Annotated in this window: 7 protein-coding genes; 5 read left to right on the top strand and 2 right to left on the bottom strand. The window is 61.8% G+C overall.

Annotated features, from left to right (window positions below):
• The first annotated feature begins 9 nt into the window (after window positions 1–9).
• The 3 genes from CRI93_RS07875 (at window position 10) to CRI93_RS07865 (ending at window position 3,436) form a co-directional block, all read left to right on the top strand.
• Complete coding sequence (locus CRI93_RS07875) at window positions 10–756, top strand: hypothetical protein (RefSeq protein WP_141491620.1); 747 nt, start codon at window positions 10–12, stop codon at window positions 754–756.
• A 130-nt stretch (window positions 757–886) separates the two neighbouring features.
• Window positions 887–2,917: a ComEA family DNA-binding protein gene (locus tag CRI93_RS07870; RefSeq protein WP_176521774.1), complete on the top strand. Its 2,031-nt coding sequence runs from the start codon at window positions 887–889 to the stop codon at window positions 2,915–2,917.
• Between the two features lie 135 nt (window positions 2,918–3,052).
• On the top strand, window positions 3,053–3,436 hold the full coding sequence (locus CRI93_RS07865; RefSeq protein ID WP_098062075.1) for a response regulator: 384 nt from the start codon (window positions 3,053–3,055) through the stop codon (window positions 3,434–3,436).
• Between the two features lie 25 nt (window positions 3,437–3,461).
• Here CRI93_RS07865 and CRI93_RS07860 read toward each other — a convergent pair whose 3' ends face one another.
• Window positions 3,462–6,413, bottom strand: coding sequence for a TolB-like translocation protein (locus CRI93_RS07860; RefSeq protein ID WP_141491619.1), 2,952 nt, complete (start codon window positions 6,411–6,413; stop codon window positions 3,462–3,464).
• Window positions 6,414–6,542: 129 nt separating this feature from the next.
• Between CRI93_RS07860 and ppk1 the strand changes: the two genes are divergently transcribed.
• The gene (gene ppk1, locus CRI93_RS07855; protein ID WP_098062073.1) at window positions 6,543–8,735 is read left to right on the top strand and encodes a polyphosphate kinase 1; all 2,193 of its coding nucleotides are present in this window, start codon (window positions 6,543–6,545) and stop codon (window positions 8,733–8,735) included.
• 41 nt (window positions 8,736–8,776) lie between these two features.
• Window positions 8,777–9,385: a hypothetical protein gene (locus tag CRI93_RS07850; protein ID WP_098062072.1), complete on the top strand. Its 609-nt coding sequence runs from the start codon at window positions 8,777–8,779 to the stop codon at window positions 9,383–9,385.
• 24 nt (window positions 9,386–9,409) lie between these two features.
• On the opposite strand, the gene CRI93_RS07845 is transcribed toward CRI93_RS07850, so the two are convergent.
• Window positions 9,410–12,184 carry a PAS domain-containing sensor histidine kinase gene (locus CRI93_RS07845; RefSeq protein ID WP_098062071.1) on the bottom strand — a complete coding sequence of 925 codons (2,775 nt, stop codon included), beginning with the start codon at window positions 12,182–12,184 and terminating at the stop codon, window positions 9,410–9,412.
• Window positions 12,185–12,211 lie beyond the last annotated feature (27 nt).

Below are 12,211 nucleotides of genomic sequence, written 5' to 3'. Positions count from 1 at the left end.
CTATTCGACATGCGGGGTTCCACACAAAGCACAGGACTCGCCCACGCAACGACCGCCCGTATCGGATTGACTGGTGTGCACGTAAACCCGGCCTCGTGGGCCGCGCTGGATTCGCGCGCCGCGTCTGTCTACGGCGGGCAGATGTACGGCCTGCCTGAACTGCGCCACGGTGCACTCAGCATACATTGGCCCCAATGGGGCCATACCTTCTCCGCAGGGAGCAGTACATTTGGGTTCGAAGATTACCGCGAAACCTATCTGTCGGTAGGCGTAGCGCGCGCAATTCGCCTGGGCACAACGCGCCGGCTTCATGTGGGAGCCACGGCGCGTTACTATCACGTAGGGGTCAGCCGCTTCGGAAGCGCCCAGACGGTAGGCGTACACCTTGGTGCTATTATGCAAGTGCTGCCGCTTATCCATGTCGGCGCGCATGCCACAAATGTCAATCAACCTGCCTGGACAACCGATGCGCCGCTTCCACGCACATTGAGCATAGGTGCGGCGTACGACGTGTCGGAGCGTGTTGACCTGAGCGCTGACCTATTCAAGGACCTGGACTTCCCCCTTCGCTTTCGATCGGGCATTGAGGCGAACGTGCTGCCCATTCTGGTCTTTCGTGGCGGGATGCAAACGGCTCCATCGGAGTTCGCACTTGGGCTGGAACTGCAGCGCGGTGCCCTGCACCTGGGCGTGGCCGCAGAGCAGCACTGGGAGCTTGGATGGTCGCCTGCTGCTGACATCCGCGTGCTCTGGTAGATTTTGCCTCCGAGCTGTCCGCTTCCGTCACTGCTCCTCTCTTCTCATGCCTGTTTACGACCTCTTTTCTCCTATCCGCTCGTCTCTCCAATGCTGCTGCGCCCTGTTGTTGGCCGCACTGCTTTCCAGCATGAGCATGCGCTCTACCATAGCTCGCCCTACACCTCGACTGCCTGCAGCCGATACTACCGACGCATGGGCGCACCTGCTTCCATATCTGGACGACGAGCCCAACGCTGATGTCCTGGCTCGCTGGCAGGCCTGGATGGATGCTCCGCTCAACCTCAACACAACAACCGCCGATCAACTCATGCAGTTGCCTGGGCTTACGCTGCGCCAGGCGCTCCGCATTGTGTCGTACCGAGGCGAGCACGGCCCATTCGAGCGCGTCGACGAGCTTCAACGCGTGCCAGAACTCTCTGGGGTCACCTACCGCATGATCGCTCCCTTCGTACAGGTGCGTCAACATGAATCAGACGCATCCCGCTCGGCGGGTTCGGCATGGTGGCGTGCCAACTGGCAGATGCGCGGGCTGCTGCGTGCCGGGCGGCGCATTGAGCAGGCTCGTGGATACACCGGCGAGACCTCCGTACCGTATCTCGGCTCTCCCTACCGGTCGGTGCTCCGCCTGCGGGCCTGGAACGACAACTTCGACACGGGCCTCACAACCGACAAGCGTCCGGGCGAGCCCCTTGAATGGGATCCGGGGGCACGCCAGTACGGTGCCGATCACCTCATTGGGTATGTCCAGATGCAGAATCGCGGGCGGCTCCGGCAACTGGTCATCGGAAGCTATCAGGCTGCGTTTGGACATGGCCTGGCGCTGTGGACCGGCACCCGGTTTACCTCGGCCTACGGCACCCCGCACGTTCTCATTCGGCAGGGCAGCGGGCTCCGTCCGTATCGTGGCACAAATCCCCACACGTATTTTCGGGGCGTGGGTGCTACAGTCCGTATCATGCCTCAGGTGGATGCAACGGCCTTCGTATCCCACCGCAACCGCGATGCCACCCTCGACACCTTGCAGCAAGGTGCCGTTGTAGCGCGGTCGCTGCGTAGCACTTCGCTACGGCGTACAACGACGGAGCGGCAGTACCGGCGTGTGCTCCCCACCACGCACGTGGGAGGACATGTGCAATGGAGCAGCCCGCGGTTGCGTGTTGGGCTGCTGGGCCTGTACGCACAGTTTGCCCATCCGCTGCTCCCCGAACCTCGCCCCGACACGCGTTTTCAGTTTGCCGGTCGATGGACGACTCACTGGAGCCTGGCCGCCCACTATGCCCCCACCGCACGCCTCACCCTTGTAGGCGAGGGCGCACTGACTGGATTGCAGGGGCGTACCGCCGTGCTGGGGCTACATGCCGACATGGGACGCGGCGCCACGCTCACGGTACGCGGATACGCAGGCAATCGCCACTACGACCCGCTCGACCTGGGCGGCCTCGATGGCGCAAGCATTGCAGGCACGCAGGGCGCGGAGGCTCGGCTGGCCCTGACGGTGCATCCGCACTGGACGCTCTACGGTGCCCTCCGCCAGACGCACACCCGGGTCCCTCAGTTTCGCACAACACGCCCCGAAACGGCCACCCGGGCTTCGGCATCGATCCACTACGACCCGCATGAACGCTTGCACGTGCGCCTGCAAGGACAATGGCGTACGCACGATCAGCGCGTGTCCGTTACGCGTCCGTATGGACCCACGGTGCCGCAGCATCGCTCGCGCATCCAACACAAGGCGCGTCTCCATATGCGCTATGCCTTCACCAACACCCTGCGGTTGAGCGCACGCACAGCGTGGACACAGGTGCAGCTGTATGACGGCCCAGAAACGGGCACCCTGCTCTGGATCGAAACGGATTACGCCCCCCGTTCGTGGGTATCGGCCAACATGAGGTGGACGCTCTTTGGCACCGATGGATTCGAAAGCCGTCTGTTCGCGTATGAACCCGATGTCCGCTATGGGTTTAGCGTACCTGCGCTTTTCGAACACGGACAACGCGCCCACGCTCTCATCGGCGTGGATCTAACCCAAGCCCTGCATCTTGAAGCAAAGTACAGCGTTATGGCGTTCACTAATCGCGATACCATTGGACAAGGCCGCGCTCAGATCCAGAGCTCCCGCGTGCGCAACTGGCGCGTGCAGTTGCGCTGGACCCTATAACCGGTCGTTTTCGTGGCGCCCGCTTTACAGAAGCCGGTTGATGTACAGGCACCCGCACTCCGTAACACCACCATCGGTTGTAGACCGAACGATGATAGAGCGCTACCCGCTTTTGCTACGTTTTCCCTTGTTGCCATGACCCATACTGCTCCATCGGTCCTCGTCGTTGAGGACAACGCCGAAACCCAGTTGCTTCTGGATCACATTTTGGCTACCAAGTACGACACTACCATCGCAACGTCGGTAGATGCTGCAATTCAAGCCTGCAGTACCACGACGTTTCAGCTGCTTGTCATGGACATTAACTTGGGTGAGCAGCGCACTGGAACTGAACTCCTGCACATCCTGCGAGACCCACCGCATAACGTTACCGCCCCCGCCATTGCCCTTACCGCGTATGCCATGCCAGGCGACCAACAACGCTTTGAGCAAGAAGGGTTCGATGCATACGTGAGCAAGCCGTTCTCGCAAGACGACCTGCTTGGCACCATGGAGACCTGCCTGGCTGCATCCACATGACCGGCTCCAGCGCGATGGGCACCGCCTACCGAAAGGTGCCCCGCCACTCGTCGTCGCGGAAGCGATATGAAGCCCCCACGCGCACGTCAACGGGCAGGTTGTACCCCAAACGCAAGCGGGCGCCCAGCCCCACCGTGGCGCTGGATAACGCGGGCACCTCGCTGTGCACATCACGCAGTGTTTGCGCTGTGCCATACACATAAAACGCATGGGCCATGACGCCAAGCAGCGTGCTGCCCCGGTCTGGATACGCAATGGGCTGCACCACATCGAGGTCGAAGCGGGCGTAGGTGCCCTGCGGCAGCGCCACATCGCTGTACCCTCGGGGCACAAAGGTATCCAGGTCGAAGATCGCGCTGCGGTTCTGGCTCAGCGTCTGTATCCCCACGCGCAGCCCCGTGTTGAATCGGCCGAGCCACGGCAGGTACACGCTGCTGCCCAGGTTAAGCGCCCGCCCCGCCGTAATGCCATCGGTCCACGCATCCACAAAGGGACTGGCCGACACCACCCACCCAGTACGCGGAATGAGATCACGGGTATTCTGCTGGAGGCGATAGGCGTACAGCAGTTGCGGACGCAAGGTGACACGGCTCCGAAGCGGCTGCTCTTCGATGAAGTCCGCAAACAGACGCGTCTGCCGAAACTCGCTGCGCCACTGCACCTGCACCAGCGACCGATGCACGTTTGAGCGCAGCGTGTATGGCTGCCAGAACGCCAACTCAACACCACGCTCCTCTACTCCAGCTTGCCGAGGTACGACGGCGGTAGGATTTTCTTGCCGCACGCTCACTGTGGTGGTGTACGGACGACGGTATGCGCTCAGGCTGGGCTGCCCCCACCAACGACCCGTCTGCAGGCGGGCCTCGCCCCACACATCGCCTGCCTGGTAATACATCTTAGCGCGGTAGGCCCACCGCTGCAGCGGATCGGCCCCGGCTACGCCCATCCCAATGCCCAGTCCCAACTGCGTGCCCGGCGGCGGCGATTCGAGTTCGTCCAGGTCGAACGGGGCCGTGGGGTACACCATACGCGGACGCATATGTCGCCGGGCCCGATACGGTTGATCGTCGGCACGAGCAATATCGTCGTCAATCGCGGATGGCTCTGCCTTTACAGACGCTGCATGTTCAGGGGGATGCGCAGGGGCGTCGTCGTTCCAGAATCCGCCCGACCATTGCGTCCACTCGGTGGGCGCCACCGGCACCGTTACCAGGTCGTGGCGCTGATAGGCATAGCGCACATAGGCAAGGCGCTGTCCAGCAGGATCAAGGGCAGGCTCCAGTGCGCCGTACGGCTCGTTGGTGACACGATGAGCGGTTTCGGTATCCAGTTCGAGCACAAACACGTTAGGCACGCCGGTCGGATCGGCACTGATCGCCAGCCGGTCGCCCTCGGGACCCCAACTCACGTCATAAATCGCCGCATCCTCGAATCGAAACAGCGGCTCAATGTCAATGCGTCGAGCCTCTGCATCATACGTCACGGTGTGGAGTGCATGGTCTCCGGCGTGATTGAGAAGCGCTACGGTCTGGTTTGTCGTGGGATGCGTAGCCACCTGCTGGATGCGCGTGCGCGGTGACAACTCCACGGTGGCAATGGGCTCCGCCTCGGCCTTACTACCAGCGGGCCAGCGCACAAGGCGATGCACCGGCCCGTCAACCTGCGCGGCCCAGAACGCCTCTTCCGAAGTAGGCGCCGGCGCGAACAGACGCGCCCGTTCGGACTGTGACGTGCGTGTGCCCGTGTGCAGATTGATCGTCTCGGCATCTGCTATCGACTGTGTGGGGACGGTGCGGGCCGGGCGCAGCCGACTCATCCACACCGCCTGGCTGTCGGGGGATAGGTGAAGGTGGGCATCGGCGGTGCGGGCGTGGGCGGCCACGCGCTCGGCTCGGCCCGAGGGCACGTGCACACGGTACACGCCTGGCACCGTGCGGTAGCCCGACCGGTAGGCCACAAGCGTATCCGGATGGGTCCACAGCGGACGACGATGGTTCAGCCCGCGCCGCGATGCAGTAACCGGCGTGGCTTGGGTAAGCGTGCCCAGTGCGGCCACGCGCTCGGCCTCGCGGTCTTGCTCCGCCGCAATGAACTCGTCCGACAGACGGCTGATGGGCGTTTTCGTGCCGTACCAGATGGCCGCTCCATATCCCAACAATGGAAACCGGTAGTTCCAGGCCAGCGCGCGGTGGAAGAATGCGTACGGCTCGTCCGGATTGTCGGCGTGCTCCACCAGATGCTGAAAGACCTGTCCGCCGCCCAGATAGTGGCGGTCGAACGGCTGCGTGTAACGGGGCGGATGCAGCGCATGGGCCATCTTCCACGGATCATCGCTTCCCATGGCGGCGCGGTACGGCATAAGCGCCGCGGGCAGCCTCAAACGGCCTGCGCCGCTTCCGTTCTGGCTCTCACGATACACCGCAGCGCCCTCCACCCAGCCACGAGGGGCACTCAAATTCAGCGCACGTGTCACATCCGGGGCAAACCAGTCGATGACACGCCCTACACCAAACCCGCCCCGGTATTCGGCCTGCAGCGCGTGCGTAAGTTCATGAGGGCCCACGGCCTCGAACCAGGATGCATACCGCGCAGTGAGAGACGGCGTGCGCGTGCTCGGAATCTCGATCTCTTGCTTAAACGGCAGCGGACGCACAAATCCGTTGGCGCGGTCGTTGTATCCGTTCAGCACAATGGGCATGGGACGCCGCGGCTCCGCCTGCCCGACAATGTCGTGCGTGGTGGCGGTGCTATCGCGCAGGATCTGTGCCATCTGTTCGGCTTCGTTGCGGGCATCGGCAGGGTAGATGAGCTGGTAGTCGCCTGTTGAAAACGTACGATACGACGCCGAATCGGGCCGCGTAACAACATCGTACACGCCGGGGATGCGCCCAATCTGCTGGCCGTAGCTGGTCTGCACTGCGCCTCCCACAAGCACGGCAACGATGAGGACAGCACAACAGGGGATGCGAGGGCGCATGCGCTTCGAGCAGGTCAGAACGCGCATCACAAGAAAACTGATCATTAAAAGGAACCTTGCTGACAAACGAGCCGCTTTATCTCATACAACAAGATACAAACTGCGTCTCCCAATGTGAACTCACGGCTTATGAACACCGCACCTCAGACGGACCAGACCGACGCCCGCACGTTTCCGCCGTCGGTGGCCCCGCGTGCGGTTTCGCCCGACACGTCTCTCGACGATCCCGCGCTCTTTTTTAACCGCGAGCTAAGCACGCTCGACTTTCATCAGCGCGTGCTGCACCAGGCGCTCGATGAGCGCATCCCCCTGCTGGAGCGCGTGTTCTTCTGTGCCATCACCGGCAGCAACCTCGACGAGTTTTTCCGCAAGCGCGTGGGCGGTCTCAAGCGGCAGCAGGCTGCAGGGGTGTCCTCGCTCTCGACCGACGGACGCACACCCACCGAGCAACTGGCGCTGGTGCACACCGCAGCGCGGCGCCTGTACGACGCACTGGCGCACTGCTGGGAGGACACACTGCGCCCGCTCTTGCGCACCGAGGCTGGCGTGCATGTACACGACTACGACGACCTTACCGACACGGAACAGGCACATGCCGATGCCTACTTCGAAGAGCATGTGTTTCCGGTCCTTACGCCACTCGCGGTAGACCCCGGGCACCCCTTTCCGTTCTTGTCGAACCTGAGCCTGTCGCTGGCCGTGCGCCTGCTTCATCCGGCTACGGGCGAGGACCGCTTTGCGCGCCTGAAGGTGCCCGATAATCAGCCGCGCTGGGTCGAGTTGCCGACGCCGCATCATTACGTGCCGCTGGAGCAGGTCATTGCCCACAACGCCGATGCGCTCTTCAAGGGCATGCAGGTGCAAGGCGTGCACGCCTTTCGCGTGACGCGCAACGCCGACATCCGCCGCGACGAAGAGGAGGCCAACGACCTGCTCAAACTCATCTCCGAAGAGCTGCGCGAGCGCCGCTTTGCTCCCGTCGTACGGCTGGAGGTACAGACCGACATGCCCGAGGCGATGCGCTCGTTCTTAGCGAGCGAGCTTTCGCTGAGCGACGACGCCCTCTACACCGCGCCCGCCCTGCTCGGCCACACCGATCTGATGGCTCTGAGCAGCATAGACGCTCCTGCGCATCATTATCCGACGTGGACGCCCGTTACGCCGCCGCGCCTGCACACCCCGGCCCAGCGCCCATCGCTGCTTCAGGATGACAACTCCTCGGGAAACGACGACATATTCGACATTATTCGGGAGGCGGATGTACTCGTGCATCACCCGTACGAGTCGTTCGATGCAAGCGTGCAGCGCTTCGTCGAAGAAGCCGCCGACGACCCCAATGTGCTGGCGATCAAACAGACGCTCTATCGCACCTCCGACGACTCGCCGATTGTAGCCTCGCTGGTACGCGCTGCCGAACAGGGCAAGCAGGTGGCCGTGCTCGTGGAGGTAAAAGCGCGCTTCGACGAGGCCAACAACATTGAGTGGGGGCGTACGCTCGAAGAATCGGGCGTGCACGTAGCGTATGGCCTGGTCGGACTCAAAACGCACACCAAGGTTACGCTGGTCGTGCGTGAAGAAGGCGAAGCGTTGCGCCTCTATTGTCACATTGGCACGGGCAACTACAACGCAAAAACGGCTCGTGCCTACACCGATCTGGGCCTGTTTACGTGCGCCCCGGCCCTTGGCGAAGACGTGATGAACCTGTTCCACTATCTTACCGGATACGCTCCCGAGCAGTCGTATAACGAACTGCTGATAGCACCGCACACCATGCGGCGCCGCTTTGAAGCGCTCATCGACCAGGAAATTGCGCATCAGCAGGAGCATGGCACTGGGCGCATCGTCGCCAAGATGAATGCGCTGAACGATGCCGACATGATCAGCAAGCTCTATGCGGCTTCACAAGCGGGCGTCTCCATCGATCTGATTGTACGAGGACACTGCCGTCTGCGGCCGGATCTCGACGGCATTAGCGAGAACATTCGTGTGATCAGTATTCTGGATCGCTTTCTGGAGCACACGCGCATCTACTACTTCGGCAATAACGGCAGCCCGCGCATCTTCATGGGCAGCGCCGACTGGATGAGCCGTAACCTGAATCGGCGCGTAGAAGCCATTGTCGAGATTCACGACGAGGCGCTGCGCGAGCGCACCACCCGCATTCTTGATTATGCCTGTAGCGATCAGTATGCTGCGTGGGAGTTGCACGCTGATGGACGCTACGTGCAGCGCACGCCTCCGCCTGACACACCGCGCAAGGCCTCGGCTCTGCAGTGGCGCCTGATGCACGATGCTACACAGCGCACCTCATCCGGCGCGTAGCACCGTCCTTTCTCTTTCTTGATCCCTGTTCCTTTGCTCTTATGGATCGCACGCTGGAACTTCGCTGGTTCATCGACGCAGCCCCTCCCGATGCCGCCCAGGACTGGTTCGACACGCTGGGCAACGCTTCGACCAAGGAGCGGAACGACATGTACCTGCTCACCGAGTCGCCCGCCTGCAACGTAAAGTGGCGCAGCGGCAAGATTCAAACCAAGCGCCGCACGCGTCCCCCTGCACGTGCTCACACCCCTACGGGCTTCGGGGGCTGGCAGGAGTGCTGGCACAAGTGGAGCTTTGGTACCGGTGATGCCCCTCCTGAACGCGACGACAATCTGTGGGTCCCCGTACACAAGACGCGTCAGCAAATCGAACGTGATCTGCCCAACGACATCGTCGTCAAAATTGAGCTGACGCGGGTGGAGGCCTGTGGCGAAGCAGGGTGGAGCGTATGCATTGAGGCAGAATCGGAGTCGCCCACCCAGCCTCTGCAGGATGCGCTCGGCCACGCCAAGTACATGTGGATGGCCCAGGTCCCCGATCTGCCCTTCTCGCATGATACGTCGATGGGATACAGCCGCTGGCTGCACGACGTGGCAGGGCATCCGCTTCCCCCCGTAGCCCCCTCTCCGGCAGATGCGGTCTCGAGCTGACTCGGGAGCAAGCGCCCCCCTCTCCTACAATGCACGCGGTAGAAACACCGCGATGCGCGTACCCTGCCCACGGGTTGACTCGACCTCAATGGCTCCCTCCATGAGGTCCACAAGCTCGCGCACAATGGCGAGGCCAAGCCCGCTACCTTCATGCTCACGCGCAAGCCCCTCCGACTCCTGGGTAAACGCTTTGAACATGCGTGCCTGAAAGTCTTGTGTCATGCCGATACCCGTGTCCGTCACCTCAAGCAGCACAGCCTTCGGCCCCTGGGCAAGATGGATGTCAACGATGCCTCCATGCGTGGTAAACTTAATCGCGTTACTCAGCAGATTATACACGACACGCTGCATTGCTCCACGTCCGCCGTGTGCATGCACTGCTGGCGCGTAGCATGTAAGCTGAAGGGCGATATCTTTTTGGGACGCTTGCTGCTTCTTTTCCTGCACGATGTTTTCCACAAGCTCCTTCACTTTCACGACTTCGAGGGAAAGAACCTCGGTCCCGGCTTCGAGCTTGGCAAGGCGTAACACCGAGTCGAGCGTGGTAAGCAGGCGATCTGCGCTTTTTGTAATGAGATCAGCAAAGCGCCGAGGCTGGCCAGTGGTCTCTTCAGTCAGAATCTCTGCGAACCCCATGATGGAGGTGAGCGGCGTGCGCACCTCATGACTCATATTGGCCAGCATCGCCGTTTTGAGACGCGCTGCCGACTCGGCCTCACGTTTGGCGGTACGCAGCTCCTGCTCTGCCTCTACACGATCGGTGATGTCGGTGACCGTGAACACACCGCCCGCAAATTCTCCATCTTTATCGCGCAGGGGCGCCCCGTTGATGGACACCACCCGCCGCGTGCCATCCGGCCAACGCAGGGCATGCTGCACATCATAGATGGGCTCGCCCTCGGCCTTGATGCGGCGAAATGGCAATCGATTTTCGGGAAAGAGCTCTCCACTGACTGATTCGATCTGCCACGCAGGAGCGTTGTACCTGCGTCCTCGCAGCGTACAAACAGAGAGCCCCAATACCTCTTCGGCCCGCTCGTTCGCCTCTACAATCGTACCACTCGCATCGGCGACGGTGATAGCGGCAGCGCTCGTGTTGAAAATGCGCTCCAGCAGGTCCCGCTCGGCCCGGAGCGTCTGCTCAACCTCGCGTCGGCGCGTGATGTCGCGTACGATCGTCTGCGCAGCCGCCTCGTTATTGTACGTGATAGGCACCGACCGTACCTCAACCGTGCGAGGTGCCTGATCTTTCCACTGAATCACGTACTCAGTGGGCAAGGAGGAACTGGTGCCTTTGTAGACCCGGCGAAGTTGCTCAGCGGCCCGCGTGCGCTTTTCGTCATCAACCACAAACTCGAACAGTTCGCTCCCAATGAGTTGGTCTGCATGAGACGCGCCAAGCACTTGTACCCCTGCCGGATTGATGTACCGAATGCGCCCCTGAGTACTTACCACAATCGGATCGGGGTGGGCTTCCACGAGACGCTCCCACCGTTCGGCGCTGCGCAGGCGGGCCTCTTTAGCTGCGCGATGCTCGGTTACATTGGCAGCCATACCTACGCATCCGACTACCGTGTCCCCATCGTTATACAGCGGCGAATACCACACGTCGAACACATACTCGTTGATGTGAAGCGTGTCGCGCACCTCCTCGCCATTCAGCACCCGCTTCAAACCACGAAGCAACTTCGGGAAGTCCGCATAGCGCTCGAAGATTGAAGTGCCAACCGCGCGATCAGGGTCGAGCCCGATAACAACGCGGTCGCGCCCCTCGGCAAGGAGGATTGTGCCGTCGGCATCCAGCACAAACACAACAGGTTGTGCATTCTCGGCCAGGATGCGAAACAACTCCTCCTGGCGCCGTAGTGCTTGCTCGGTCGCCTGCTGCTTGGTGACATCGCTCACGACCCCGTCGTAGTAGCGCACGTCTCCTTCCGCATCCCGTTTGATTGTACTGCTGATGTGAGCGGTGAAGGTCGTCCCATCGCGACGGCGCAACTCCACTCGGAACTGATTCAGTCCGTTGCCTGCCTGCTCTGCACGTAGCAGGTGCTCTTGCTCTGCAGGGGTGGCATAAAGCGCCGCTGCTGGAAGGGCCAGGATCTCGTCGAGGGTATCGTAGCCGAAGAGGTCGACAAATGCCTGATTGGCGTAGATAATGCCATCTTCGGGTGTGCTTCGATAGAGTCCGCTGTTGAGGTTTGCCGCAACCTGCTGCAGGTGCTCCTCGGTTTGCGTATAGCGAAGCGCATTGTAGCGATGCTGCAGTTCGGTTACAACAAGCGCAGCGCAGTCGTCCAACTGCATAGACAGGCGCCGCTCGCGCGCGGCACTGCTGGAGGCTGCAGCGGAACGGGAAGTCGACGGATTGTTCTTGGAGACGGGCACCATCGCTTCAATAACGCCCAGCGGGGGGACTTCATTGGAAGATGCGATGGGGGCTGCAGCGTGGCGCCAGCGGGCCGTTTCTGAGGTACTCGTGGCATCCATGGTAGCCCGAGTAATTGTCGTTACTGCAACGGGCCGGTATGGCGGTGCCAATACCTGTTGCGTGATAGGTAGAGCACTCGGAGGCGCAACCACGCCAGACGGCGCCGAACCTGCGCGGGCAACAGGGGCCAGTGCATCTCTCTTGACCAGACTGATACGCACGTATGCGTTTCCACACAGCTCTGCGGCCATGCGTGCAATGCGCGTAAGCGCTTCGTCGCCCAATGGCGCCACCGCTTCGTGCCGCCACAGCACATCGAGCGTTAGGTCTGCGGGTAGAAGGGTAGAGGAGGGCGAGCTGGCAGACATCCGTACAGAAAGCAGGCAACGAATCAG

This window comes from Longimonas halophila (genome assembly GCF_002554705.1).
In the GTDB taxonomy this organism is placed as follows: Bacteria; Bacteroidota; Rhodothermia; order Rhodothermales; family Salinibacteraceae; genus Longimonas; species Longimonas halophila.
Note: the sequence above shows the minus strand (reverse complement) of the source record. Positions and strands in the feature narration are given on the sequence as shown.